Source organism: Gardnerella sp. c10Ua_244, from assembly GCF_055818055.1.
The window spans coordinates 199,144-225,891 of record NZ_JARFVS010000001.1; the positions used below are offsets into that span (position 1 = coordinate 199,144).

22 protein-coding genes are annotated in these 26,748 nt (G+C 43.9%); 5 read left to right on the top strand and 17 right to left on the bottom strand.

Going from position 1 to position 26,748, the window contains the following annotated elements; translation table 11 throughout:
- Positions 1 to 6: 6 nt before the first annotated feature.
- The 10 genes from rpmB to P0108_RS00870 form a co-directional block, all read right to left on the bottom strand.
- Positions 7 to 201, bottom strand: coding sequence for a 50S ribosomal protein L28 (gene rpmB / locus P0108_RS00825; protein WP_012913853.1), 195 nt, complete (start codon positions 199 to 201; stop codon positions 7 to 9).
- A gap of 128 nt (positions 202 to 329) precedes the next feature.
- The gene (gene fni, locus P0108_RS00830) at positions 330 to 2,669 is read right to left on the bottom strand and encodes a type 2 isopentenyl-diphosphate Delta-isomerase (protein WP_473730682.1); all 2,340 of its coding nucleotides are present in this window, start codon (positions 2,667 to 2,669) and stop codon (positions 330 to 332) included.
- A 9-nt stretch (positions 2,670 to 2,678) separates the two neighbouring features.
- Positions 2,679 to 3,776: a diphosphomevalonate decarboxylase gene (gene mvaD / locus P0108_RS00835; protein ID WP_116773812.1), complete on the bottom strand. Its 1,098-nt coding sequence runs from the start codon at positions 3,774 to 3,776 to the stop codon at positions 2,679 to 2,681.
- A gap of 135 nt (positions 3,777 to 3,911) precedes the next feature.
- Positions 3,912 to 5,036, bottom strand: coding sequence for a mevalonate kinase (gene mvk / locus P0108_RS00840; protein WP_473730741.1), 1,125 nt, complete (start codon positions 5,034 to 5,036; stop codon positions 3,912 to 3,914).
- Positions 5,037 to 5,354: 318 nt separating this feature from the next.
- Entirely contained in the window at positions 5,355 to 5,801 is a 447-nt protein-coding gene (gene rplI, locus P0108_RS00845; protein ID WP_004110231.1) for a 50S ribosomal protein L9, read from the bottom strand.
- 16 nt (positions 5,802 to 5,817) lie between these two features.
- Positions 5,818 to 6,066, bottom strand: coding sequence for a 30S ribosomal protein S18 (rpsR, locus tag P0108_RS00850; protein ID WP_004105399.1), 249 nt, complete (start codon positions 6,064 to 6,066; stop codon positions 5,818 to 5,820).
- 127 nt (positions 6,067 to 6,193) lie between these two features.
- Entirely contained in the window at positions 6,194 to 6,775 is a 582-nt protein-coding gene (locus P0108_RS00855) for a single-stranded DNA-binding protein (RefSeq protein WP_004110230.1), read from the bottom strand.
- A 150-nt stretch (positions 6,776 to 6,925) separates the two neighbouring features.
- Positions 6,926 to 7,222: a 30S ribosomal protein S6 gene (gene rpsF / locus P0108_RS00860; RefSeq protein ID WP_004574062.1), complete on the bottom strand. Its 297-nt coding sequence runs from the start codon at positions 7,220 to 7,222 to the stop codon at positions 6,926 to 6,928.
- Positions 7,223 to 7,634: 412 nt separating this feature from the next.
- Positions 7,635 to 8,258 carry a peptidase gene (locus tag P0108_RS00865; RefSeq protein ID WP_473730683.1) on the bottom strand — a complete coding sequence of 208 codons (624 nt, stop codon included), beginning with the start codon at positions 8,256 to 8,258 and terminating at the stop codon, positions 7,635 to 7,637.
- A gap of 530 nt (positions 8,259 to 8,788) precedes the next feature.
- Entirely contained in the window at positions 8,789 to 9,646 is an 858-nt protein-coding gene (locus P0108_RS00870) for a DeoR/GlpR family DNA-binding transcription regulator (protein ID WP_064621441.1), read from the bottom strand.
- 203 nt (positions 9,647 to 9,849) lie between these two features.
- On the opposite strand from P0108_RS00870, the gene P0108_RS00875 reads away from it, so the two are divergent.
- Entirely contained in the window at positions 9,850 to 11,004 is a 1,155-nt protein-coding gene (locus P0108_RS00875) for a quinone-dependent dihydroorotate dehydrogenase (RefSeq protein ID WP_473730742.1), read from the top strand.
- Positions 11,005 to 11,145: 141 nt separating this feature from the next.
- On the opposite strand, the gene P0108_RS00880 is transcribed toward P0108_RS00875, so the two are convergent.
- The 5 genes from P0108_RS00880 to P0108_RS00900 all read right to left on the bottom strand — a co-directional run bounded on the left by P0108_RS00880 (position 11,146) and on the right by P0108_RS00900 (position 20,324).
- Positions 11,146 to 13,467, bottom strand: a complete 2,322-nt coding sequence (locus tag P0108_RS00880; protein ID WP_103013804.1) for a transglycosylase domain-containing protein — start codon at positions 13,465 to 13,467, stop codon at positions 11,146 to 11,148.
- Between the two features lie 58 nt (positions 13,468 to 13,525).
- Positions 13,526 to 14,236, bottom strand: coding sequence for a Crp/Fnr family transcriptional regulator (locus P0108_RS00885; protein WP_004110206.1), 711 nt, complete (start codon positions 14,234 to 14,236; stop codon positions 13,526 to 13,528).
- 182 nt (positions 14,237 to 14,418) lie between these two features.
- Entirely contained in the window at positions 14,419 to 16,935 is a 2,517-nt protein-coding gene (locus P0108_RS00890; RefSeq protein ID WP_473730684.1) for a S9 family peptidase, read from the bottom strand.
- Between the two features lie 90 nt (positions 16,936 to 17,025).
- Positions 17,026 to 18,510 carry an App1 family protein gene (locus P0108_RS00895; protein ID WP_415692895.1) on the bottom strand — a complete coding sequence of 495 codons (1,485 nt, stop codon included), beginning with the start codon at positions 18,508 to 18,510 and terminating at the stop codon, positions 17,026 to 17,028.
- On the bottom strand, positions 18,507 to 20,324 hold the full coding sequence (locus P0108_RS00900) for a L,D-transpeptidase (protein ID WP_004110203.1): 1,818 nt from the start codon (positions 20,322 to 20,324) through the stop codon (positions 18,507 to 18,509). Before P0108_RS00900 ends, P0108_RS00895 begins: the two co-directional genes overlap by 4 nt.
- A gap of 381 nt (positions 20,325 to 20,705) precedes the next feature.
- On the opposite strand from P0108_RS00900, the gene P0108_RS00905 reads away from it, so the two are divergent.
- The 4 genes from P0108_RS00905 to rpiA all read left to right on the top strand — a co-directional run bounded on the left by P0108_RS00905 (position 20,706) and on the right by rpiA (position 25,703).
- A complete protein-coding gene (locus tag P0108_RS00905) occupies positions 20,706 to 21,833 on the top strand; it encodes a diacylglycerol/lipid kinase family protein (protein WP_102703356.1) in 1,128 nt (375 codons plus the stop codon).
- 30 nt (positions 21,834 to 21,863) lie between these two features.
- Positions 21,864 to 23,537: a phosphoglucomutase (alpha-D-glucose-1,6-bisphosphate-dependent) gene (gene pgm / locus P0108_RS00910; protein WP_004134346.1), complete on the top strand. Its 1,674-nt coding sequence runs from the start codon at positions 21,864 to 21,866 to the stop codon at positions 23,535 to 23,537.
- Positions 23,538 to 23,572: 35 nt separating this feature from the next.
- Entirely contained in the window at positions 23,573 to 24,658 is a 1,086-nt protein-coding gene (locus tag P0108_RS00915) for a ribonuclease H family protein (protein ID WP_103013801.1), read from the top strand.
- Between the two features lie 346 nt (positions 24,659 to 25,004).
- Positions 25,005 to 25,703 (top strand): ribose-5-phosphate isomerase RpiA, encoded by a 699-nt coding sequence (rpiA, locus tag P0108_RS00920; protein WP_004110197.1) that lies wholly within the window; start codon positions 25,005 to 25,007, stop codon positions 25,701 to 25,703.
- Positions 25,704 to 25,841: 138 nt separating this feature from the next.
- Here the strand turns inward: rpiA and P0108_RS00925 are convergent, their stop codons facing one another.
- Positions 25,842 to 25,931, bottom strand: coding sequence for a 30S ribosomal protein bS22 (locus tag P0108_RS00925; RefSeq protein WP_004268639.1), 90 nt, complete (start codon positions 25,929 to 25,931; stop codon positions 25,842 to 25,844).
- A gap of 103 nt (positions 25,932 to 26,034) precedes the next feature.
- Positions 26,035 to 26,691, bottom strand: a complete 657-nt coding sequence (locus tag P0108_RS00930) for a hypothetical protein (RefSeq protein WP_004109607.1) — start codon at positions 26,689 to 26,691, stop codon at positions 26,035 to 26,037.
- Positions 26,692 to 26,748: the final 57 nt, after the last annotated feature.

Sequence of the window (26,748 nt, forward strand, 5' to 3'; positions counted from 1 at the left end):
CGCGAATCACGCCTCAACGCGCTGAACCTTGCCAGCCTTAATGCATTTCACGCACACACGAAGGCGAACGTTCTCGCCATCAATGGTGGTGCGAACCGGCTGAAGGTTCGGGCGGAAGGTGCGCTTATTGCGGATATGCGAATGTGAAACAGTGAAACCAGTCTGAGGTCCCTTGCCACATACTGCGCAACGAGCTGCCATAATTGGACTCCTATTTTCTTTGACTTGCAAGTCTTGCGTCATTCAAACACACGAACTACTTACGCAAATTACTTACGCACATTGCATAAACAAATAAGCACGCTTGAACGCACAACTACACAAGTATATCACTTACCAAGACAATCCGCGCGCACGAACTCAGTCTTTTCTTGTAAATCCTTGACTGTCTTGCATCCAAGAAGAGCCATAATCACCCTAATTTGCTTCTTCCAGTTATCAATTTGCAAAGAAAGCGCATCCTCACCTTCATGCATAAGCGTATGCAAAAACTCGCCAGCGACACCAACTGCAGAAGCACCCAAAGCCAACGCACGCACAACATCCAAAGGCGTGCGAACTCCTCCACTTGCGAAAACTTCCATATTTTTTAACGAATTACACTTGCGTATGTCAACCAGCGACTCAACAGTAGTAAGCCCCCAATCAGCCAAATAATCACAGTCGCCTAAGTTCCTGCGAGCATTTTCTATCGTTACAAAATTAGTTCCACCACGACCAGAAACATCTACAGTGCGCACTCCAACATCTTTAAGACGATGAACATCTTTAGCAGAAATTCCGCATCCAGTTTCCTTCACAATCACAGGCACCTTTAGAGCTTCACACACACTGACAATAGACTCAATATTGAGCAACCAATTTCGAAAATCGCGATCGCCTTCTTGCATAACCAACTCTTGTGCAGCATTTAAATGCACTTGTAACGCATTCGCCTGAATCATGTTTACAGCACGCAATGCATCAGACGCACTAGTTCCAGCGCTAACATTTGCCATCACAAATCCATGTGGATTTTCGCTTCTTATGACACTGAAAGTGCTGAGTAAAGTTTCGTCTCGAAGAGCAGCACTCAAAGATCCACTCGCCATAGCAACAGAATTTTTTGCAGCAACTCTAGCAAGACTTGCATTCACTTTTTTAGCAGCATCACTTCCGCCGGTCATTGCGTTAATATATATCGGCGCGCACCAATGCACAGAATCGCATACTTCGCTTCCTAGCACGTTCACGCTAGCGTCAATTTCTTCAAGCACAACTTGCGGCAAAGCATTCGGCACAAAACGCACTTTGTCAAAATCTGAATCTGCACGAGTTTTATACTGCTTGTCCGCAAGCGCAATATGCGCGTCTTTGCGGTTTTGTATTGTGCAAGATTGAGCAGATTGTGCATTAGGTTCGCGACTCTTAGCAAACGCGTCTAATACAATATTTTCAGAAGGCTTACCAGTTCCAAAAATTTCCGTAACATCAATATTCAATGGCTTTATTCCATTGGCTTCCCAAGTAGATTTCATAGTTTCAATTACATTATTGTCATAAATTGTCGACAGTGCAATTGCACAATCTCCCCCGCCTGCACCGCTAGTTTTTGCAGGAACACCGGCACAAGTCGCAATTTCAATAAATTTTGTAAGTTCATGCGTTTCGATAACAGTTCCAGTAAGAGCACTTAATTTTTGTAACAACGCACGATTTTGAGCAAAACCGCTAGAAATTTCGCTTATTTCAAACTTTTCAATTGCGCGCGCAAGTTTTTGCACGCAAATCTCACTTTGTTTGCAAAAATCTTCGTAAGTAAAAAGTTGATTTTTATTGTCAAAAGCACTAGTTTCGACGCTACTTTCCGTACTACCTTCAGCACTAGTTTTAACGCTACTTTCTACGCTACTTACTAGCTTTGCGCTAGACGCAGGAGAACCAGTCCACCCGACTAAAAGTTTTAGCGACTTATCTACATTTAAACGCTTAACTTCCAGTCGTGGCCACTTTTTGTGCAACAACTCACCGAAATCAGAGCATCCGGATTTTACTAGCGTCAGCTCAGCTTCAAGCCACTCTCGGCTATACGCGCGATACATAATCCAACCGCCATAAGAGCTGGCAGCAACATCTCCACCGCTTCCGGATTTTTTAACACTCGACGACGCAATCAACGCTAGCTTGCAAATTTCTGGAGTCGAAAGATTCAAACCATACCATTTGCACAACGCGCGAATAACTGCAACAGTTACTGCAGCAGACGAGCCAAGACCGTATTTTCTACCAGTTTTTGCATCATCAAGTTCGCTAGAAATATGCACATTGTAACTTTTTCGGTTAATATTTGGCGCACATCTCTCACTAGCATAAGCGTCGACTACGCACATTGCAGCGAGCACATAAGCATATTTTCCGTCGTTTTGTATTTCAATACTTCCGTCGGATGCACGCGCCCAAAGAAGCGGTTCATATTTTTCACCATCTGAGGTAATTACACCACAATAATTTCTGTTGCTAGGCGCATTTTTCTGCAAATTTTCGCGTAACTCTTCGTTTAAGGTTTCATCACTTATGCTAACTGTTACATAACGATTAACAGCAGCAACAATTGCAGCACAGCCGTCAACAACAGCATACTCGCCAGCAATATAAAGCTTTCCTGGGGCACTAGAGCGCACTTGAGTCATATTATCCGCCTATTTTAAACTCGTACTCACCGTCACAGCGTCACCTGGCAGCGCAATCGCAAATTTCGGCTCGCAATATTCTGTATTACAAAAAACGCTAGAATTACGTAAACCATCCTCAACTCGCGAGCGCAACTGACACATCGCACGATAAGCATCATCTCCAGAAGTAAGCACCTTCACATTTGGACCAGCATCCATCGTAGACCACACCAGCCAACCATCTTTTCGCATATTTTTAACCGCTTCAAGCACAATATGCGTGCTGCTAGTTAAATAATTCACCGACGGAACAGCATTATGCATAGTTTCGTGCATTCCAAAAGCATTGCGTTCAACAACCTCACCCAATTGCTCAATATCTGCTCGCTTAATTGCGTTTTTAGCAATTTCAAGGTCGTCTTTCGACTGCTCAACCCACTGCATATACGTTGGCGAAGTTTCAACCGTTCTGCGCATCGCTTCCCGGCTAGAAATCGGCTTTTTGCTATCGTCCAAAGTAACAACAATCATAGCAAGGTTTAAATTTTTAAGCGCAACTTGTGCGTTTTCAATAGGCTCTGCGTAAGACGTTTCGTCGTCGCAGCCTGCATGCCAAATTGAAAGTCCTCCAAAAATCGAACGACAAGCTGAACCAGAACCACGTCTTGCAAGTCTAGAAAGTTCTCGTGGAGTTAGGTTTAATCCAGCAGCGTACGAGGCAGCAGACGCAAGAGCTGCAAAACCAGACGCGCTCGATGCAAGACCGGCAGCAGTTGGCACAATATTATGCGAAATAACGCTTGCTTTCGTTGAAATTCCTGCAATTTCACGCACCAAATCGAGCATAGCGACTACGCGACGAAAAGGTTTTGCAAACGGCGAAATCTTTTCATTATCTAAAGTAAAAGTATCTTGTTCAAGATTATTCGCAAAACTTACGCTTGTAGTTGTAAACAAATCCGAAAGGGTGAGCGAAAGCGAGGAAGTATAAGGCAAAATCAGCTTTTCATCGCGCTTACCCCAATACTTAATCAGCGCAATATTCGCGTTTGCTTTAGCAAAAGCTGAGTTGGGTGAAAGATTAGCGTCAAACGTTATTTTTGGCTGAATTTCAACATTTTGCATACTGTTCCTTTTGCGGCAGATACGTAATTCTCGTTTGTTAATGTGCTAGTCAATGTTTTAGCAAAACAGTGCGCACAAGCTTCTTTTCTTTAAATAACTGTAAAGTTTATGCTACATTTCAAGTAAAAATAAGATTCAATTTATTGCAGAATCACCTATATTCACAATCCACGTATCGCAAGCTCCTGCATTTTTAAAAGCTTCACTCACTCGCTTAGCAGCATCCTCACTATCAGCCAGCGCAATGACACATCCTCCACCACCTCCGCCAGTAAGTTTTGCACCCAACGCGCCATGTTTGCAAGCAGCATCTACCAAAGTGTCAAGTTTCGCAGTACTTACGCCCAAATCCGCCAAAATACGGTGTGCGAAAGTCATTTGCTTACCCATATTTTCAATACGACCAAACGCCAAATCATCTTCTGCAGCAGCAGCAATCTCCCCCAATTTATTGAGTTGCGCTCCAACTTCAACAGGATTCGATTCTAAACGAGAACGCAAAGCTTCAACTGTTTCGCGAGTCATTCCTTTGCATCCAGAATCCGCCAAAACAAGCCACGCACGCATGTTAATTTCCATGCGATCAAAACAGCCACGACTAAAACGCACAGGCCAGGAAGCAGCGGTTGCAGTGGCATCCAAGCCTGAAGAACGTCCGTGAGCCACGCACTCAGCAGTCTGCGTCAACTTAAAAATCTCATCATCGCTAGCTGAAACGCCATAATAGTCAAGAATCGCACGAATTATAGCACCAGCAGCAGCCGCAGACGAGCCAAGACCTCGTTCTGCTGGAAAATCAGACTCGGTAAAAATGTGCAAATTCTCACCGCTCCACCCTGCAAACTCTAGCGACGCGCGAATTGCTGTTCGTATGCTATTAAAGCGCGTAGGAATTTCGGAAAGTTTGCCAGTAAAGTCAAGGCACGAAAGAGTTATATGTGAATCGAGATTCGTCGTAGATGCTAAAGATTCGCGTGATGCAGAAGATAAAGATTTACACGAAGCAGGTGCTAAAGATTCATTGCAATTAGTTACGACAGCGCGCATACGCAAGTTTTTAAGCGGCAAAGCTATTGCAGAATGGCCATAAACCACGGAATGTTCGCCAAAAAGAATAACCTTCGCGCAAGTTTCGCCATAACCTTTGTGATTGCTGTATTTTATTGCGTTTTCAAGATTTGCGCTTACGGAATTTTTACAAGCATACTCTTCGTCATTGCGAATAGCAGATATGCTGGCATCTTGCGCTTTTGCGTTCATACTAAGCTCGTCGGCCAGTTCATATTTGCTTTCCAGCACAGTTTGCATCTCCTTGATAATTTCGCAATTTTCCAACTGTTCTAATTTAGTCGAGTAGAACTTAAAAAACTACGTTACGCACGTGACACTTACAACACATTCACATTTTCAAAATATTGCAGCATAAAAAAACTCTGCGCAGCATCGCAATGAGAAAACTCAATACAACGCAAACGCAGAGCTAATGCTTAAGTTCAATCCACATGTATTACAAGCAGAAAACCACTAAAAGCAAGAATCTGCTTGCTACAACATGTTTTGTAAAATTCACAAAGCTACTTACTCAGCCACAACCTTAACAGTGAAGGAAGCGGTGATTTCCGGATGCAATGTTACGGTTGCTGGGAACTCACCAGTGGTCTTAATAGTAGCAACCTTAATTGCGCGAGCCTCAACTTGAGCCTTGGAAGCCAAAGCGGCAGCAATCTTCTCGGCAGAAATGCCACCGAAAAGCTTGCCGGATTCGGAAACCTTAGCAGAAAGCTCCACAACGGTGCCTTCAATCTGAGCCTTAGCTGCAACTGCCTCTTCACGAGTGGCAACAGCCTTGGCAAGACGAGCGCGACGCATTGCTTCAATCTGGGAAGCAGCACCCTTGTTCCATGCAAAAGCAAGACCCTGAGGAATCAGGTAGTTGCGAGCATAGCCAGCCTTAACTTCAACAACGTCACCAGAGTGACCGAGGTTGGCAACAGTCTTGGTAAGAATAACCTTGGTTTCAGCCATATTCCTATCCTCTCAATCAGCGACCGGTAGTGGCGTAAGGAAGCAAAGCCATTTCGCGAGCATTCTTCACTGCCTTCGCGATCTTGCGCTGTTCCTGCACGGTTACGCCGGTGATACGACGGGAACGAATCTTGCCGCGGTCAGAAACGAACTTGCGCAGCAAAGCAACGTCTTTATAATCAATTTCAGTAATCTTGGCAGCCTTCAAAGGATTTGGCTTCTTTTTGAAAGGCTTGACCGGTGGTTGCGGCCTTTTGCGTGACATAAGATGTCCTCTCTCAAATCCGTTATGCTTTTTGTTCGCATAACATGTAACTGATGATGTATTTATAAGGATTAAGTAAGCGCGTAAATAAACAAATAAATATGCTATCTATAGCTCAACTGAAACGTTAGAACTCAGGTTCTTCAGAATCGCCGCCAAAATCAGAATTGGCGCCGAAAGTTGAAAAACTATCGTTTGTTGGCGCAGCAGCACTCCACGGATCAGCCGCTGAAGAATTTGCGGCATGCTGAGAAGCAGCCTGGCTAGCAGCATAATTTGCTCCGCCAGCATAACCTGCGCCAGCAGCATTTGATGCGCGCGAGCCACCAGCAAAACCTGTTGAAGAGCTTTGGCGGTTAACTTGCGCAGTTGCATAACGCAAAGATGGACCAATTTCGTCAACCGTAAGTTCAACAACTGTGCGATTCGAGCCGTCTTGCGCTTGATACGAACGCTGCGACAACCTGCCTTGAGCAATCACGCGCGTGCCTTTAGAAAGGCTGTTTGCACAATGTTCTGCCAAGTCTCTCCACGCTGAGCAACGCATAAATAATGCAGGCCCATCCTCGAACTGATTCGTATTACGATTAAACGTTCTAGGTGTGGATGCAATGGTAAAGCTCGCAACAGAAGCACCATTGGAAAGTGCCCTTAATTCAGGATCCGAAGTGAGATTTCCCACGACGGTAATAATCGTTTCACCTGCCATATCGTGCCTTTTCTTTCTCGCTTTACTCGTAATCACATATCAGTGATTACTGGCAATTTTGTGCGCAACTTATGCGCGGTTGTTTACGTATTTATTTAGCTTAACTAGTTTTTATTTAATTCACTAGAGCTTACTTAGTTTTGCTAGTTTTTACTTAGCGTCCTTGCGAAGAATCTTCGTGCGGATTACAGATTCATTAAGGTTCAAAACACGGTCAAGTTCGTCACTTACAGATGGCTCGGCAGTGTAGTTCACCACAACGTAGTTACCTTCGGTTTTGCCTTCAATTTCGTAGGCAAACTTGCGGCGACCCCAGTAATCGGTGCCGTCAACGGAACCGCCCTCGTTGGTGACAAGCTCAAGATACTGCTCGGTCAACTTCTTAAGACCGTGCTCATCCAGCTCAGGATTTGCAATGAACATCAGTTCATACTTATGTGCAGACATCACCCACCTCCTTCGGACTATCGGCTGTGGACCTTCCACAGCAGGAGTGTGTTTGCAAAATATGCGCGATATGTTTGATGATAAGCACCAAAACCGCACACAACTTTGCTATTTTACAGCACGCTCGTGACGACGAGAGTTACGCGCTTAAACGATGGTGTCAGGCGGCAGAAACTTTACAGCAGCGTAAAGAAAAAGCCGCGAAACCAGCAAATAACGACAGAAACTTTACAGTTGCGTAAAAAGAGGACGAAGACGTGAACACGAGCGTACAGAGCACAAAATTGTCATAAAAAAACTTAGTCTAGCGCACCTTTTAGCACACTAGACTAAGTAATTCACAGAAAAACCGACTCAACAATCAACCAATAAGCTAAAGCCCAAATGATTCATCACTGAATCAGATTTCAGCTTAGTGACGGATCTTGCGAAGAGCAGCACCCATGCCAGCAAGCACGGAAGCAGCAACAGCAGCCAAAGCTACAGCAGCACCGGTCTTAGCCAATGGAGCAGCCTTCTTATCAGACTTCTTGTCATCCTTCTTGTCGTTAGCCTTGTCATCAACCTTCTGACCATGACGCTTGAGGTAGTCAGCGACAGCCTTGCACTCGAGAGAATCCTTACCGTAAAGCTTCACACACTTCGCGTAATCCATGTCCTTATTGCCAAATGGAGAATGCTCATACTTATCATTCTCGTCTTCAGCCTTAGCCTTAGCTTCCTTATCAGCCTTCTCCTTAGCCAAACGAGCATCAAGCTCTCCAGCGTCTTCAGTCTTATAGAATGACCTATTATAAGTAGGTTCAGCAGGAGCTGCAGGAGCTGCAGGAGCAGCAGGAGCTGCAGGAGCTGCAGGAGCAGCAGGAGCTGCAGGAGCTGCAGGAGCAGCAGGAGCTGCAGGAGCTGCAGGAGCAGCAGGAGCTGCAGGAGCTGCAGGAGCAGCAGGAGCCTCAGCCATTGCTGGGACAGCAAAAGCGAAACCAGAGAGGAGGGTGGCGCCAGCAGCGAATGCGGCGATAGCCTTCTTATTCAACATAATATTTTCCTTTCTTCTTCTCCTCCGCACTAGGGTATGCGAAGAAAAATTTGCCATTTGCGGTTTCCCGCTCGTACCAGTGAACTAGGGATTCAACCGGTAACTGAGTTAAAACTTACCGCAAGCTCTCAGAAAACTCAACACTAAAATTCAGGTTTCTCAGCATCAAAAATACAAAAAATCTTGATAAATATTCGTTATATTCATTAAAAAGCAGAAATATTTACGGCATTTTTCTGTATTTTTTGATAAAAATTACACGACACGCCATATACTGGATTTTTTTAACATTTTTTCAGCTTTCTTTAAGGTTTGAGTTTTGTGATTTCTCTAACAGCCTTATAAAACAACAAAAAACGCAATATTTAACCATCGGCACGCTTTATTTAAACATAGCAAAATTTGTTTAAACATCGGCACACTTGAAACCAAACCAAACAGCAAGAACAAAATGCCCGAGTAAATAACTCACTCGGGCATTAAAATCATCAGCGCGCAAAATCAAACTTTGCAAAAATACTTGCAAAATACTAATCAAGCAAATCGTCAGAATCTTCAGAATTCGCTAAATCGTCACCATTAGATGCATCAAGAACATCTCGCTCGTCAATAACAGGTGCCAAAACCAAATCCTTTACAAGCTCACGCGTGCGAAGCTGAGAATCAGCATCCAAACCATCGTCGGTAATAACAGTATCAACCTGATCAAAACGAGCAAATAGCGAAAGCGACGTACAACTCCATTTAGTATGATCCGTCAAAATAATCGTGCGATCCGCAATATCCATTAACGCCATATCAGTAGCAGCTTCCAAAGAATTTGGCATAAGGAATCCGCGAGGAAGAGACACAGAATGCGTGCCAAGAAAAACGGTATTCACACGAAGAGAAGCAACAACTTTATCTGCAATAGGCCCAACAAGCGAATTGGAACGCGTAATCACGCCGCCGGTAACAATAACCTCGACATCCTTCGACTCTAAAGCTTGCACAAGCTCCGCAACAGGAATCGAATTAGTCAAAATCGTAATGCCAGAAGCCCTGCGAGACTCGAGCAAATGCTGCGCAAACACATAAGCAGTGGTACCGCCGCCAATAGCAATCACATCCCCAGGAGAAACATAGTCCACAGCCAAACGCGCAATCGCATCCTTCAAACCAATGTCCATTTGCGACTTTACAGAAAACAGCGGCTCCGAAAGCAGAGTATTAGTCGTTACAGCACCGCCGTGAACGCGCTTTAAAAGCCCACGATCCGAAAGCTCTGCGATATCCCTGCGAACCGTCATAGCAGAAACGTTCAGTTCTTTAGAAAGCGCAGTAATGCGAACAGCACCGCGCGTACGGAGACGACTTAAAATCAAATGTTGACGCTGTGAAGAAATCATACGAACATTATCGCACACGTAAACGCAAAAAACAAACGTAATTGAGCGTTTCAGGGCATTAAAACGAAAAGAACGCACATTTTGTTGTCAAGTAAAGCAGGTTTTGTGAAAAATCGCACAAAAACGAACGCGTACTAAGGAAGAAAACGCACAAAATACACTAAGGAATGGCGTATATAACAATAATGCCCTACTATATAAATATGTATTACGTTTCTGAACACTCATTACACAATGTCGTCAATAAAACAACGACAGACCTTTTTACATTCTCATACAAACACATTATTAAACCGCATTTCGTTTTTAACATTCCTCCAGACGAAGCGCATGATCGCATGATTAATTTTTGCAAATTTAGCGAGCGCACTCCTGGGTTAATGTGGCTTCTTCGCGAAATGCTTAACTACACAGACCCGGTGCTAGAAACTAACGTTATGGGTGTGAATTTTGCAAACCCGTTTGGCTTAAGTGCAGGACTAGATAAAAATTGCCAAATGGCAACCGTGCTAGACAACGCCGGCTTTGGATTTGAAACAGTTGGCTCTACCACAAGCCGACCATGCGAAGGAAATCAAAAACCTTGGTATCATCGCCTTCCAGAATATGACTCTATTCTTGTACACGCAGGACTAGCAAACGATGGCAGCGAAGCCGTTGTTGCACGAGCCGAGAAAGCTTGGACGCACGCAAAATCTATGAATATGTCTATTTCTATTGCGCGCACAAACGACGACTTAGTTGGCGACTTGGAAGAAGGAATTGAAGACTACCATATTTCTATGGAACGTGCAGCCGGAAAAAGCTCAATAATTGAAGTAAATATTTCATGCCCGAACACGCGTGTGGGTGAACCATTTAGTCAGCCGGAAGCACTTGACAAATTATTCACCGATCTTGACACTATTAAGCGACCTCAGCCAACGTTAGTTAAGATGCCGCTTAATTTACACGGCGGTTGGGAACAGTTCAAATCTCTGCTTGACGTACTTGCCGAACATAAAGTTGACGGAGTAAGTATTGCAAACTTGCAAAAGAATCGCGCAGGACTTGATGTTCCGGAAGATTGGCAAGGAGCACTTTCTGGAGGTCCTACCTACAGCGCAAGCAACGATCTTATTCGACGCACGCGCAAAGCTTTTGGTGAACGTTTTGCTATTGCAGGCATTGGCGGAGTATTTACGCCAAAGCAAGCATATAAGAAGATTCGCTCAGGCGCTGACTTGGTTATGTTTATTACGTCACTTATGTACAGAGGACCACAGCAAATCACAACGCTGAAACGCGGACTTGCGGACCTTTTGAAACGCGACGGCTTCGAGCATGTTGCAGACGCAGTTGGTGCGGATTTGAACTAGCACAGTGCGTATTTGCACTAAAAATGACCCTTACTTTGCTCACAATCAAGTAGCATAAGTAAGGGTCTATTCGTAAGGAACAGCACAAAACAACTTAGTATTTAGTAAGTTAACTAGCAATTACGAGTTAACAAATACCATTTAGTAATTATCAGTTTCTGAATCACCATAGTCGTCGCGGCGAGCAGTGCCGTACTGATCTTGCGTGTTCTTTTGCGTCTTAGCTTCTTCCTGCTGTTCTTGTGCTGCCTGCTTTCTGGCGTCTTCATCTCGCTTCTGCTGATCAGTTTTAACAGTATTTTTAGGCGTGCCGGGCAGAGTTCCACCGGCAGTATACTTTGGATCAGGCTTGCCATAATCGTTGTCAACAGGAATGTTAGCAGCTTTCAAATAGTCGTTCATAAACTGTTTCCACGCTGGGGTTGCAATATACATACCGTACCAAGCTGCCATTGTGCGACCGTTAATAGTCATGCCATTAAAGCTTTTCTGTGATTCAGCGTTACCAACTGCCACAAACGAAGCAACTTGATACGGCACAAAACCAGCTGTAGTCATGTAGTACTGCTCGTTAGTACCAGTTTTTGCGAAAGTCTTGCGACCGCCATCAAGTTGTGTAGTTGAAGCCTCGCCACCAGGTTGCACAACACCCTGATTCAGCGCATAAGCAGCAGTTTGAGCGATTCCCTTTGGAATTGCTTGATGGCAATGCGCACTAGGAACTTTCAAACGCTTACCGTTTTTGTCAACAACTCGCTTAATAGCAATAGGATCACATGCCACGCCATCAGCACCAATAGTTGCATACACATTCGCCACAGTTAAAGGCGAAGCTTGCACAGAACCAATCGTCATAGGCGGATTAAGCGAGTTAGCAGAATACACGCTTTCCTGACCAAGAGGCGAATTGTGGTAGCCAAGTATGCGAGCAGCATCCGCGATTGAACACAGCTTAATTTGCTGAGCCATAGAAGCCTGAGTGGTGTTATGCGAGCGCACAAGACCTTGCAAAGGAGTTTCCGGATTAGTTGTGCCACCACCAGAGTTTTGAACTGACCAACTACCAACTCCGCGGAATTTGCTGCAATTAAAATCAGCATTATTATAAAGCATAGAAGTGCGAAGAGGCTGATTAATTGACTTTCCAGCAAGCATCCACGCAACCATATTAATTGGCTTCCAAGTAGAACCAATTTGCCAACCGAGACCGCCACCATCTCGTTCATCGACAGCGTAGTTCAAAGCCGTATGCGTAGGATCTGATTTTGCAGCATCCGTAGCATCATAAATACGATTGCTACCAAACGCCAAAACTTCACCAGTTCCAGGCTTAATTGCCGCAATTGAAACCTCAAAACCGCTCTTATCATTTACAGGAATCGTATCCCTAGCAGCTTTCATAGCAGCCTTACTAGCACGCAAATCCATAGTTGTGTAAATATCAAGACCACCCTCAGTAAGCAACTTCTCGCGCATGGCAGCAGTTTTACCAAACTCGCGGGAGTGCAAAATTTTCTTCGTCACATAATCGCAGAAGAATGCTGCGTCGCCTGCAGCTTGACATCCAATTTTAGAAACTTCCCTCTGTATGTTAAGAGTGCTTTTAAGAGGAATAGCAACAGCGGAATCATGCTCGCTCTTAGTAATAAAACCTTGACGAAGCATTAAATCAAGCACAATATTGCGCTGCTTTTGCGCTTCAGGCTGATTTGCTTCAATAGAAGGATCGTAACGCGAAGGATTCTTTGTAATTGCAGCAATAGTTGCCGATTGCACAAGATTAAGTTTTGCAGCACTCGTATTGAAGTAGCGATGAGCTGCAGTTTCTACGCCGTAAATATTATTGCTACCGAACTGCGCAATATTTAAATATCCCTGCAAAATCTCAAGTTTAGAGTATTTTTTCTCCATTTGAATTGCAATAAGCATTTCGCGTAATTTACGTGCAATAGTGCCTTCAGAAGCGTGATACTCAGCTAAAGGATCGTTATTTTCGCGAGCTTTAATCATAAGCACATTTTTTACATATTGCTGAGTTAAGGAAGAGCCACCTTGCATATCTCCCTTTTTAACGAATGTTTGCACGAATGCGCGAATAACACCTTGCATATCTACGCCGGAATGCTCAAAGAATCGACGGTCTTCACGAGCAACCATTGCTCGCTGCATATATTGCGATATGCGTCGAAGCGGCACTACAGTGCGATTTTGAGCATAAAAAGTTGCAATAATAGTTTTGCCATCAGAAGCGTAAAGTCGCGATTTTTGCGGCAACGCGGTAACATCAAAATCGATGCCGTCAACGCGAAGTGAAGGCACTACTGTTTTCACTACACTATTCACGCTCATTACGCCAGGAACAAACATAATACTTGCTGCAATACCTCCTGCAACACACAAAGTGATGTAGGTAAGGAACAGTGCTAACACACGGCGAACAGTCAGTGAATTCTTTTTCGGCATGCGTACTATTTTAAAGGTTTGCCTCTACTTGAAAACTGACATCATAAACATTCGCATTTTAACGTTCAGCTCGACGAATAAGCATGCCAGGCTTGTAGATAATAATTGACCTGCCTTGGCGCATAATCCAACCCCTGTTTGCAAAATCCATAAGCGCTTTGTTAACTGTTTCGCGTGACGAGCCAACAAGTTGCGCAAGCTCTTCTTGCGTTAAATCATGCGGCACAAGCAAGCCATCGCTCATAGGCTCACCAAATCTTGAAGCTAAATTCAGCAAAGTCTTTGCTAAACGAGCAGGAACATCCATAAAAACTAAATCGGAAATTCGCTCATTATTTGCTCGCATGCGCGCTGCAAGCACTTGAAGCATATCTACTGCAACACTAGGGTGATTGTTTAACCAATGGAATAACACGTCATTTTCTAGCCATAAAACTCTAGTATTGTTGGTAATAGATATTGCTGAAGCTGTACGAGGACCGCCGCTAGGGTCAAAAACGGGAATTTCGCCTAGAATTTCGCCAGGAGTGTGAATACTTAACAATTGCACACGATTGTCGTTTGAATGACGAACTAATTTTACTCTTCCACGCTCAAGCAAGTACATTCGATGGTCAGTATCGCCTTCATTAAAAATTGCAGAACCTTTTTTAAATGTTGATTCTTGTAAATACTGCATCAATTCTTTTACTTGATCAGCTGGAACTTGCTTAAACAATGCGGTATGTTGCAGTGAAAATTCATCGCTGTCAACGTTGAGTGTTGCCATTGCTGCTCTACCCCTTCATTAAGCAATAAGTAGATATCTCCATTGAACTACCTGTATGTAAATGAGCACAAACGCAAACGAAAAACGCAAGCGAAAAACGCACATCACTTGACCCATGATATCACGAAAGGCGTGGAAACGACATTTACTTTACAACGCAGTAAAGTTTCTGCCGCTTCCAACTAACTGTTTATACCCATAACGTGCAAGCACCATGCGTTTTCATAAGCTAACTCCTGCCATTGCCTGTACCTGCCAGAAGTGCCACCGTGACCACCGTCAGTTTCAATACGAGCAATTGCGTCAACTCCAGAAGCTTGCAATTTAGCGAGCCATTTTAAAGGTTCCGTAACAAGCACGCGCGTGTCGTAAATAGAGGACGTGATTAAGATTTTCGGAAAATCAGCTAACTTTTTGCGACCATCTTCCGTTTTTACGCAAGGCACATTTTCGTAAGGAGTATACGATTTCATATAAGCATAAGCTTCAGGATCATCGAGCGGATTGCCCCACTCATCCCACTCTGTTACAGTAAGCGGCAAAGAAGAGTCGAGCATAGACGTAAGGGCATCTACAAAAGGCACGTCTGCTTCAATTCCTGCATAACATTCCGGAGCCATATTTGCTATAGCACCCATAAGCAAGCCTCCTGCTGAACCACCGTTTGCAACAGTATGGCAAGCGGAAGCAAAACCAGCATTTTGCAAAGCACGCGTGGCATCAACAAAATCTTCAAAAGTATGCTTTTTATTAACGCGCCTACCCTGTTCATACCACGCACGACCCATTTCGCCGCCACCTCGCACATGCACTTGCGCATATAACACGCCGCGATCCAGCAAACTCAAGCGACCGACAGAAAAAGTAGGGTCTGAACTAACTTCATACGCTCCATAACCAGTAATAAACATTGAGTCAGTTTGAGAAATTTTATCCGGACGCCACACAAGAGACACTGGCACACGCTCACCATCTCGAGCAGTAATCCAAACGCGCTTTTCAGCATAATTGCGCTCATTAAATTCACCTAAAATTTTACCTTGCTTGAGCAACACATCTTCGCCTGTTAAAGGATCCAACTCGCGAAGTTGACCTAAAGTCGCATAACTACCAAAAGCGTAACGCATACGCGGAGCTTCGTACGAAGGATTTCCAGTCATAGAAATACTCAATAGGCGATTATTGTTGATTTCTTCTTGTGAAATATTTGCGAGCGCAGCACGTGGTTCGGCTTGCGCTTGATCCGCAAGTTGAGAAGAAAGTTGATCCGTAAATTGATTCGCAAGCTGGGAAGAAAGTTGATCCGTAAATTGATTCGCAAGCTGGGAAGAAAGCGGTCGCACTTCGCAAAAACGCCACGGTTTTGCTTGCAAAAAATCTTCAACAGCGCGCTTCTTGCTCATTACAGCCAAATGCGGCAAACCTTGAGAACGATAAGCTAGTGCCACATAATTTTTGTACATTGACAATCCGCTTATGCTCAATCCAACTGCATTTTGCAATATTTCAGGATTTTGAGGCGAATTATAAGGCTTTGTAATAGGCTCACTTCCAGCACCTTGTTGCCAAGCATCTCCCTGCTCGCAACCATAAGGAGAACCCGACGCAACACATACTCCATCCGAAAGCTTATACGTTATATGCTCATCAAACTTGCCGGAATTTCCTCTCATATCAATAATGTCAATTTCAAAATTAGGATTTTTAGCGTTATGGCACACAATCGCAATTGGAATATCTTCACCATTTTCGCCAGCATTCTCAAAGCAAGCGAAAGAAATATCGTATTCCACCCCCTCAACCGGCTCAATAACCATGCTGAATTCGCCTTCAGGATTGCTCAAAGGAAGCATAAGCACGCGCGACGTAGTCTTTGAACTACTACTGATCATCATGTATCGTTCGTCAAAACTTTCATACACGTCAACAAAAAATCGCTCGTCAGTTTCTTCAAAAACTTTTACATCATTAGAAACGCTAGTGCCAACCTTATGCCTCCAAACTTGATAAGGACGCCAAGCATCATCAAGCTTTACATAAAACACCCATTTTCCATCTGGAGAAAGTGAAGCAGAAGCAAGATTTTCCCACGATTCTTCTAACTGCAACCAAGAACATGTTTTTGTAGAAAAGTCACGAATAAAATAGTTAAAGCGTTCATCGCCTTGAGTGTCGACACCGTACAGCATTCTCAAACCATCGGTGCTCAAATCCATTCCACCGACTCTAAAGAACTTGCCACCAGAGTGCTCAGACTCAAAGTTTGCATCAAATAAAATCTCTTCACCATCAGTTGTGCCAGGTTTTGCAGAATTGTCGATAATTGGCGGATTCCAATCGTCACTATTTTTGACTTTCATACGGCATTGCACAGCGTATTGTTTGCCTTTTTCAGTACGCACGTAATACCAATAATTATTCATGCGCACAGGAACAGACATGTCTGTTTCTTGAACTCTTGAACGCAACTCGTCAAACAATGTAGAACGCAAGTTTTCTAAGTGCTTTACACGCTGTTCAGTATAAGCGTTTTGACTATTGACGTATTCCATAAGCTTAGGATTATTGCGATCTTTCATCCAAGCATATTCGTCTATATAAGTGTCGCCATGGAATTCACGTGCCGACGGTATGCGTTCTGCTGCTTTTGGCTTTGCGAAATCTTGATTACTCATAGCTACACCTCTTTTAATTTTCATTAAGTATTTTCTTCAGCTTTTATATATTAGTAACGAAATATTTTCTGCAATTCTTTAATATTACAAAATTATTTTACAATTATTTTTATACTATTTCGCGATTGCTTCCTCTATAAACGGAAGCATTACTTTAGCTAAATCTTTGCCTTGAGGAGCTGCAAAAAATGGCACGCCTTGCAAAGTACCAACAGCACCTTCTGCTTCAATTATGCGCATTTGAGCATCATCAAAATCATCAATATCACCAGAAAACTCGTTAGCATTATGTAATTTTTCGATCGCCATAGTAGGAATTTCTTGTGCATCTTCACACGTAGTATCAAGAGCATCCGAAAAAACATATGCACGCTTAGACGCACTTAAAGCAACCGCAAAATCACGAGATAATTTACGACGAAAATCCTCAACAGTAGCATGCTTACGCAATTGCCTAATACCTACTGCAAGCACACGACCTGGATGCTTACGAATAATATTCGCATACGTTAAAGGATCCTTTTGACCATCATCGCCAATAAGCACAAAACGCATACCCGGAAAATCATCCATAAGCTGAGTTGCAAATTCTAATTTATGCTGCGGTCCGTTTGGGATAAAAGTTTTAGGACGTGGATCCAAATCACGAAGAAGAAGAGGACCCTCAGGAAACTTTTCGCGATCAATAAAGTGACGAATTGAAGCCTCAACATTCCACGGAGAAGTAGAAAGATAGAAAAATGGAATATCGTCACGTAAACGCTCTAAAGACTGGAAAAACTCAGACATTCCAGTAACTGGCGAACGATGAGCAGGATTCATAATAAGCAAATTATAAGCAGCACGAATTGGCGAAGGCGCTTGAGTTACCATAATAGTGTCGTCAACGTCCGAAATAACACCAACAGGAACATTTGCGTCAATAGCAAACAAGCTCGCTTTTACAGGCTCACGATCACTAACAGAATACGAAACAACGTGACGACCAGGCTCTAAAGCGCGCTCAGTAATTAAATCTAAATACCCTGCACGGTCAGAAATACAATACTCTGCACTACCATCGCGCGAACCTTCAGGCTTATCGTATATTTCAGAATCGCCAATTTGAGCTGTTTCTACAGGAATACCGTCAATAGACAAAGCCACGCGCACACGCACAGCAGGAACAACAAGCATTGCGTAAATTCCGCGTTTTAGAGCAGAATGATGACCAAGCTTTGGAGCATACACAGTTCTGCAAATCAAGCGAGCATATCTATGCGTTCCATACCCAATATATGGCTCAACACTTGGAAACCAGCCAAGACGACGAGCAACACGACCAGCAAGACGCATCCACATGCCGACAATAGACGTAACGAGCCTGCGACCAAAACGCACAAGCAATGGCTTATTGTCAATACACTCAGCTTTAGACGGAGTGTCAAACAATGTTGCAGTAACATGCACAGGAATTGGCGCGCTGCTAATTCGTCTAGACGCAGCTAACTTCGGAGTAGATTGTGGACTTTGCACACACTCAAGATTAGAACGCGCAGAAAGCAAAAGTTCTTCGGCGCGTTCATCTTTGTTAAGTGAGTTACCCACAGATTCGCTCATTCGCGTACCGGACCATCTGGAGTCGTGCCAACAATTTGTACAATAGTGCCACGTGGGCAATTTTCAAAAATCCAGCGAGCATCCTGCTCATACATGTTTATGCAACCATGAGAGCCGTGATTTGCAGCATCGCCAGTTGCAATACCCTTATAATTCCAAGAAGCAGTGTGGAAGCCTTCTCCACCATGGTAATAGCTAACCCAACGCACTCCAGGAGAGAAGTAAGGAGAGCCATCGCCGTTCCTACCGCGCATATCTTGTGAAGCATAACGCAAGTAAATAAAGAATGTGCCGGAAGCTGAATCATCAGCACCGCGCTTACCTGTGCAAACAGGGAATGTTTTTACAAGTTCATCATTCTTATAAACAGAAGCCGTTTGGGTTGTTTTGTCAACAACAATGCGCATTTCAACAAGCTTCTTTTCAACGGTAAACTTAGTGATTTTCGCAGGAACAGCCATCTTGAAATCATTGCCATTGCGCAAAGATTCTACAGCCTTTTTCGCAACACTATTGGAATAGTTAATTTCAACACCATTAGAACCTTTAAGCGTTGTGAAAATAAACCTACCTTCTTTATCAATTGCATCTTCTTGATTAATTTTTTGCTGATTAAGTTCTTTTGGAAGAACTTGAGACAAATAATAATCTGCTTTATCTGCATCAATTGTGTAAGAAAGCTTACGGCGAGTCGTATCTGCTTTTATACTGATCCAAGACGCAATCGCTTCTTTTGGAACCGTAAAATCTTTACCGTCACCGTTATTAAACGTGATTTTTTTCTCAAGAAGTTTATTTAAATCATTTACAAGTTTCTGCGCTGCATCAAGCTTAATAGGAGCGTCAGTGCGTCGAGATGTAACAGAAACTTTTACTGTTTTACCAGGGTAAGCAATTAACTTTTTTACTGCTTCACGAACAGACATAGTTTCTATAGTGCGACCAGGTATGCCATCCTCTACCTTGTAAGATTCAGAATCCTTGTCGAAAACTGCACTATAAGGTACAGCACGATCCTTCTCACGAATAAACTTATGCAATAAGTACGAATCCAAAGCAGAATCATCACGTACAGCTTTCAAGCTCACAGTTTGATGAACCCAAGGCATAATACGAGTAAATAAATTATCTCGCTTAGCATTCATAATAGCTTTTACAGTTGCGTTCTTATCAATCTTGACACCAAGCTGACTCAAATCTGCATCAATACTATTTCCTTGATCGTCACTAATTTCTAATTCGCTATGATCCACAGCATTCTGAACAGTCTTGCTTACAGAATCTTCCTGATAGCCAGTGAGATTGCGCGTAATAGAAGCATCACCAAAATCAACACCTGGAGCAACTCGATTGTTGAAATACAAATGAAGTGCAAAAAATGCTGCTGCTAACAAAATAACAAAGATAAGAAGCGAATACATCAACGCCAGTGCGGAACGATTCGTACGATGTTTCTTTGCTTTCGGCTCTACTACTCTAAATGAATCGGTTGCAGTTGAATCGGCAGGAGTTGCATTTGCATACATGCCATAAGATGCAGCATTATTACCAAACACATTCTTCTTATTACCCGCAATATCTTCAACGATATCGTCAACAATGTCTCCAGAAGTATCTTCTTCATCGGCGACTTCGCCTAAATTATCAGCAAGAGTTCCCTCATAATTAACAGAATTATCAGCTATTTGATCTTCTACATGACTTTGAGGAACCTGCATAAAAGCAACAGTATCGTCACTAGCATCATCAGGCATATTACTAGGTGTAATATTGAGGGATTCATCTCCCTCAAAATTTTGCTGTAATTCAGCCATATTCAAAACCTCTGCTTAATAATTATATGCGACAGACACGCTTGCATAGTTTACCACTAGCGACGCACGAAATTAGTATTAGCGAAGCAGGAGAGCATAACTGGTTACATAACTAGCTATATAACTAACTAAATATTTAGTACAGAATTAATGCGAATAATACACGTGAAAAACGAGCAAAGAACAAGCAAAAGCAGCAAAATGCACAATTAACTAGCAACTAGCCGACACCTGATGAGTAACTAATAAACATCTAATACAAGCAATAAACGATATTTATAAAAACAATACATACTATACAAATGTGTAAAAAACGTAAATATTCGCAATATGCCGCAAAATTTAGTATTGTAGAAAAAATAATGTGCAAGAATAGGAGGTATGCCAACTATGCCTATTCAAGCGACTATTGCTCTTATGATGATTGTATTCGCGCTTGTACTCGCTCCATTCGTCATCATGATTGTTTCGCGCGCTTTAAAACGTCATCATTTGGCAGAAAAACTTGCTCAACGACATGGCGACTCAGTGCATTACGCATTCATACTTAATCCTTCAAAACCACAAGCGAAATCGTATCGCGAAAGTATTAAAAATTATTGCAAAGAACGCAATTTAACCTACGAAATTATTGATACACAGTTAGATAAAGATGGACGCGAATGCGCTTTAGAAGCACTTTCAAACGGAGCTAACGTAGTAGTAGCAGTAGGCGGAGATGGCACGGTTCGTACTGTTGCGAGCGCAGTAAGCGGTAAAGGTCACGCGATGGGAATTATTCCTATTGGAACTGGCAATCTTTTTGCTAGAAATATGGGAATTCCAGTAAACGACGTGGATGCTGCGTTGCGTGTTGCGACTTCTCACGGCTCTAGGCAGGTTGACGTTGGGCGCGTAACGATTCTCGACAATCCAGAAGAAGATCATGGACACGCATTCTTAATTATTGCAGGCATTGGTTTTGACGCGTTAATGATTGACGACACTGATCCAAACTTAAAAAAGAATATTAGTTGGCTTGCTTATTTTGTCTCTGGCGTAAAGCATTTGTTTATGCCAAAATATCGCGCAACCGTTACCTTACAGCGTTCAAATGGCGACGAAAGCGTGCTAAAAGGATTGACTTTCCGCACACTTATGGCTGGAAATTGCGGTCAGATTCCTATGTTTTCGCTTATGCCAGAAGCAGCATATGACGATGGTGTGCTTGATTTTGAGATTATTGACACTTCGGGCGGTTTAATTGGTTGGGCTAATTTGTTCCGAGGAGTAATACACCAAACGCTAACAGGGCGCGCGCTCCAGCAGGATTCGCTTTCTGCAGGCTCAAGAATTGACCAAACGCAAGGTTTTAGCGCAGAAGTGCAATTAGAAAAAGCGGCGCCAGTGCAGGTGGACGGCGACATTTTGGGTTACACAAAACATTTGCGATTCACTGTTGACAAACAAGCACTGTGCGTGCGCGTGCCGGCAAGCGTAAAAACTAGCGTTGCTTCAGAAAAAATATAAAATACAAGCGCCGTGGCAAAATAAAAAATTATGGTAGCAAAAAATGCGGGAATGCCCGCCACCCCAGAAGATCTAGTCGACGTCGACGCTTTGGTTGGCGCTTACTATGATGAAGTTCCAAATTCCAACATTCCAGAACAGCGCGTGATTTTCGGCACGTCCGGTCACCGTGGTTCTGCTTTAAAAACTTCGTTTAACGAAGCTCATATTGTGGCAATTACACAAGCTATTGCTGAATATCGCAAAAAAGCTGGCGTAACTGGCCCTCTTTATATTGGTCGCGATACGCATGCTCTTTCTGAGCCTGCTCAAAAAACCGCTATTGAGGTTTTGGTTGCTAACGGAGTTCACGTTCGCGTGGATTCTCGCGGCGATTTCGTGCCAACTCCTGTTGTATCCCAAGCTATTTTGACGCATAATCGCGCAGCCGACGGCACTCAGCGTTTTAGCGGCGACGGCTTGGCTGACGGCATTGTCGTCACTCCTTCGCACAACCCACCAACCGACGGCGGTTTTAAGTACGATCCTGTAACAGGCGGTCCTGCCCCTGCAGATGTAACTAACGCAATTGCAGCTCGAGCAAATGAATTGCTCGACAACTACAAGTCTGTAAAGCGCGTACCTTTCGAGGAAGCAATCAAGTCTGATTTGGTTGAAGGATTCGATTACCGCGAACACTACGTTAGCGATTTGGCTAATGTAATCGATTTTGATGTGATTCGCTCTAGCGGCGTGCGTTTGGGAATTGACCCACTCGGCGGCGCAAGCGTAAACTACTGGCCACTTATGAACGAAAAGTATGGCCTGAACATTGGCGTTGTGCGTCCAGAAGTTGACCCAACTTGGCGATTCATGACTATTGACCACGATGGCAAGATTCGTATGGATCCAAGCTCTCCTTACGCAATGAAGGGCTTAGTTGATCAGCTTAACGCTGGCGCTTGGGATAAGTACGATTTGGTTGGCGGCACCGATCCAGATGCTGACCGTCACGGTATTGTGTGCCCGAACTGGGGCGTTATGAACCCGAACCATTACATCGCGGTGTGCGTGGAGTACTTGTTCGGCGGTGCTCGCCCGGATTGGCCAAAGAATACTGCTATCGGCAAGACGCTTGTGTCTTCTTCCTTGATCGACCGCGTGGCTGCTTCTATTAACGCAAAGCTTGTGGAAGTTCCAGTTGGATTCAAGTGGTTCGTTGACCCACTCTTTAGCGGCGAAGTTGCTTTCGGCGGAGAGGAAAGCTCCGGCATGAGCTTCTTGCGCAAAGATGGTCGCGTGTGGACCACCGATAAGGATGGTTTGATTCCTGATTTACTCGCTGCGGAAATTACTGCAAAGACTGGCAAGAACCCAGCTCAGCTTCACCAGGATCAGGTAGCTCGTTTTGGCGAAAGCTGGTATAAGCGCGTCGATACCCCAACAACACTTGAGCAAAAGCAGAAGTTTGCAGCTTTGAGCGGCGACGACGTTGAAGCAACTAAGCTTGCTGGTGAGGATATTACCGCAAAGCTTACGGAAGCTCCTGGAAACGGCGCAAAGATTGGTGGCTTGAAGGTGACGACTAAGAACAACTGGTTCGCTGCTCGCCCATCTGGTACCGAGAATATTTACAAGGTTTACGCAGAATCCTTCGTTTCTCCAGAAGCACTTGACAAGGTGCTTGAGGAAGCTACTGCTGTAGTCGACAAGGCTTTAGCGTAACGTAATAATCTTGCGTAAATAAAGAAATCTACTAATTGCGCTGGTTGCAATCTGCAGCCGGCGCATTTTTGAAAGGTTTTGTCATGATTGTTGTTTCAACAGACGGTTCCGCGCTCGGAAACCCGAATGGTTCAATGGGTTGGGCGTGGGCAGATCACATTGACGAGTCTGGTAGCTCTAACGAACATCATCACACAGGCAATGCAGATGCTGGAGGCGCAACTAATGGCACAAATCAAATTGGCGAATTATGCGCGGTTTTGGAAGCTTTACGAGCACATCCTGGAAGAGAGCCGCTCACAATCGAAAGTGATTCACAATACGCTATTAACTGCGCAACTACGTGGATTCACGGATGGAAAAAGAACGGTTGGAAAAACTCTAAAAATGAACCTGTTAAAAATGCCGAGCTGATTCGAGCAATCGACGCGGAAATTACTAAGCGCGAAGGCGCCGTAAAATTCGTGTGGGTTAAGGGTCACGCAGGAAACGAAGGAAACGAAAAAGTTGATACATTAGCGCGCGGATATGCGGAAGATTGCCGAAATGGTTTGAAGGACGGATACTTGCCTTTAGAAGGCTGGAAGTCGCTTCTTGCTTCTGAATATGCAAAAGGTACGAATGTGCCAAGTGATGCGAAAATGCTTTTAGACGGCAAAATTTCTCATGCAAAATACCATCTTGAACGCACAGTTGGCGAAGATATTAATCCTGATTTTTCTGCACAAAATAGTAAAAACACTAGTGATCTAACTGAATCTGCAAATGAATCAGCGCGCGAACAAGCGCGTGAAACAAAGCGTGAAACGTTAGAAAATAGCGAAAAAGATGCACTATCAATAGAAAATGAACAAGATGCACACCAGCAAGTTGCACACCAGCAAGATGCTATAACTATTGTTCAAGAAGTTCCAAAAACAAAGCAAAATGTTACGCAAACTGCATCTAAACCAGTTCAAGGATTAAGTGTTTCTGGCGTGCTGCAATTTACTCCACCACCAAACACAAGCCCAAGTTTTAACGGCGAGGCGCGCTTTATTTCCGGCACAATCAACGTAAACGGCTACGTAGAACCAGACGGCACCTTGCATTTATCTCCAACCGCCTTCTACCTTTCATAGGTTACTTTGGAATTTGCTCGGCGTTGAGCTCCAAACGTAGTAGATCGCTCGCGCGGTCTAGGCGCGCTCGCTACTGAGCTTGCGTTGAAAGCACACCGTGCTTTCAACTTGAGCAAGCTCACGCTCCGAGTTGCTTTCGCGCGTTACACTTTGAGCGCGAAAGCAGGTCGTCACGCCCGCGTTTGGAGGGTGCGAGCGCCCAGCTCCGTTCAAAAAATCTGCACGCAGACTAATATGGAAATGTACGAAAACGAGGCACGCATAAAAGCATAAGCGCCTCTCCCGCAAATGCGATGGAAGTTCATCGACGAACTCGGGAATAACAAAACATAAGAAAGCAGGAATAATGGATAAAGCACAACAAGACGCGCTTAAAAAAGCAGCAGGCATTGAAGCCGCAAAGATTGTAAAGAATGGAATGATGGTTGGTCTTGGCACCGGCTCTACAGTGCGCTTCTTGGTTGACGAGCTTGGCCGCAGAGTTCAGGAAGAAGGCTTGAGCTTTACGGGAGTTACCACTTCTCGTCGCACACAAGAGCAAGCAGAAGGCTACGGCATTAAGATTCTCGACATTAACGAAGTGGATCACATTGACGTTACAATCGACGGCTCCGACGAAGTTGACAAGAATTTCAACGGAATTAAAGGCGGCGGCGCAGCTCTTCTTTGGGAAAAGATTGTGGCTATTAACTCTGACCGCATTGTGTGGATTGTTGATGCAAGCAAGGTAGTCGACACGATTGGCAAGTTCCCACTTCCTGTTGAGGTGATTCCATTCGGCTCCGCGCAAGTGATTCGTAAGTTCGAAAAGCGCGGATATAAGCCAGTTTTGCGTCTTGATGCAGACGGCAAAGAAGTTCGCACCGACGAGAACAACTTCGTGGTTGATTTGCATATGGAGCGCATTGAGCATCCACAGGAGTTGGCGAAGGATTTGATTGAAACTGTTGGCGTTGTGGAACACGGCTTGTTCTTGAACATGGTTGACACCGTGATCGTCGGCGATCCTAACGGCCCTCGCACGCTTACCAACCCAAATAAGTAGCGAAACTAAGCGAAAAGTAGAGTCTGTAAACACGGGCTCTATTTTTTTGTATATAAAAAAGCGCCGGGAAAACCGACGCTTCAAAAAAAGTCTTACGTGCCTAAACGTTCAGACACGCATCAACGCATAGCAAGAAAATTACTTGCGCTGGTGACGAGTCTTACGCAGCAGTTTGCGGTGCTTCTTCTTGCTCATCCGCTTGCGGCGCTTCTTGATGACAGAACCCATCTGAAGCCTCCATTCCTATGTAAAGTGTGCAACTTGCCTAATGTTACACCGTTTTAACGACTTTGTGGAGTGATATTACAAAGAACATCATTTTTTACAACATTTACATTGGGAATCTGTGATAAAAACGCTCTACTGCTTGCTTTGCGCCGTTCACTTCAAAAACAGCGGTATCGTTCTGCCACAATGCACTAGCCTGTGATTTATCATTTTCATCATTTCGCAACACATAGCTACCGGAAGTCTTACCAGAAACTTGAATTTTTCCACTTGCGATATCAGAACCCTTAAGTCCATCAACTAACGCTTCATACTGCTTGTTCGCAGAATCGCGATTCGACCATTGAGCAACAGTTACAGACACTTCCCCATCTGGCTGACCAGTTGAGTACTTAACAGAATATTCCTCCAAAGGCGACGATTCAGTCCAAGTTGCACTAGGTATAGCGTCAACACGAGCGAAATCAAGTACGCTATCAGGCATAGCCTTAAGCAATGCCGTAGAAGATGCTGGCAAAGGTTTCGATGGTATAGAAGGCGTTTTAGGCATTACCATATGATTTTTGCTCGCAACATTTTCGTGATTCAATGCCCAACCTGGCCACATAAATGCTGAAATTAGAGCCAAAACCACAATTACTGCAGCTGAAGTCAACACAACTAATAATTTGCTGTGTGATGAATTATTGACACTTGAGGAATTCATATTCAACGCACCCATCTTTGAAGCATTCATACTTGAAGCATTCGATTTCGACATACTTGCATTATGTCACATCGCGATGACGCTTTTAGTACGCAAAAGCGCTTTACAATC

Excerpts from the sequence above, each read along its gene's own strand:
- rpsR (WP_004105399.1), bottom strand. The coding sequence starts at position 6,066 with ATGTCACGCAAAAGGCCGCAACCACCGGTCAAGCCTTTCAAAAAGAAG.
- P0108_RS00855 (WP_004110230.1), bottom strand. The coding sequence starts at position 6,775 with ATGGCAGGTGAAACGATTATTACCGTCGTGGGAAATCTCACTTCGGAT.
- P0108_RS00865 (WP_473730683.1), bottom strand. The coding sequence starts at position 8,258 with ATGTTGAATAAGAAGGCTATCGCCGCATTCGCTGCTGGCGCCACCCTC.
- pgm (WP_004134346.1), top strand. The coding sequence starts at position 21,864 with ATGGTAGCAAAAAATGCGGGAATGCCCGCCACCCCAGAAGATCTAGTC.
- P0108_RS00925 (WP_004268639.1), bottom strand. The coding sequence starts at position 25,931 with ATGGGTTCTGTCATCAAGAAGCGCCGCAAGCGGATGAGCAAGAAGAAG.
- rpmB (WP_012913853.1), bottom strand. The coding sequence starts at position 201 with ATGGCAGCTCGTTGCGCAGTATGTGGCAAGGGACCTCAGACTGGTTTC.
- fni (WP_473730682.1), bottom strand. The coding sequence starts at position 2,669 with ATGACTCAAGTGCGCTCTAGTGCCCCAGGAAAGCTTTATATTGCTGGC.
- P0108_RS00900 (WP_004110203.1), bottom strand. The coding sequence starts at position 20,324 with ATGGCTGAATTACAGCAAAATTTTGAGGGAGATGAATCCCTCAATATT.
- P0108_RS00905 (WP_102703356.1), top strand. The coding sequence starts at position 20,706 with ATGCCAACTATGCCTATTCAAGCGACTATTGCTCTTATGATGATTGTA.
- P0108_RS00895 (WP_415692895.1), bottom strand. The coding sequence starts at position 18,510 with ATGAGCGAATCTGTGGGTAACTCACTTAACAAAGATGAACGCGCCGAA.
- P0108_RS00885 (WP_004110206.1), bottom strand. The coding sequence starts at position 14,236 with ATGGCAACACTCAACGTTGACAGCGATGAATTTTCACTGCAACATACC.
- P0108_RS00890 (WP_473730684.1), bottom strand. The coding sequence starts at position 16,935 with ATGAAAATTAAAAGAGGTGTAGCTATGAGTAATCAAGATTTCGCAAAG.
- rpiA (WP_004110197.1), top strand. The coding sequence starts at position 25,005 with ATGGATAAAGCACAACAAGACGCGCTTAAAAAAGCAGCAGGCATTGAA.
- rplI (WP_004110231.1), bottom strand. The coding sequence starts at position 5,801 with ATGGCTGAAACCAAGGTTATTCTTACCAAGACTGTTGCCAACCTCGGT.
- P0108_RS00870 (WP_064621441.1), bottom strand. The coding sequence starts at position 9,646 with ATGATTTCTTCACAGCGTCAACATTTGATTTTAAGTCGTCTCCGTACG.
- P0108_RS00875 (WP_473730742.1), top strand. The coding sequence starts at position 9,850 with ATGTATTACGTTTCTGAACACTCATTACACAATGTCGTCAATAAAACA.
- P0108_RS00880 (WP_103013804.1), bottom strand. The coding sequence starts at position 13,467 with ATGCCGAAAAAGAATTCACTGACTGTTCGCCGTGTGTTAGCACTGTTC.
- P0108_RS00930 (WP_004109607.1), bottom strand. The coding sequence starts at position 26,691 with ATGTCGAAATCGAATGCTTCAAGTATGAATGCTTCAAAGATGGGTGCG.
- mvaD (WP_116773812.1), bottom strand. The coding sequence starts at position 3,776 with ATGCAAAATGTTGAAATTCAGCCAAAAATAACGTTTGACGCTAATCTT.
- rpsF (WP_004574062.1), bottom strand. The coding sequence starts at position 7,222 with ATGTCTGCACATAAGTATGAACTGATGTTCATTGCAAATCCTGAGCTG.
- mvk (WP_473730741.1), bottom strand. The coding sequence starts at position 5,036 with ATGAACGCAAAAGCGCAAGATGCCAGCATATCTGCTATTCGCAATGAC.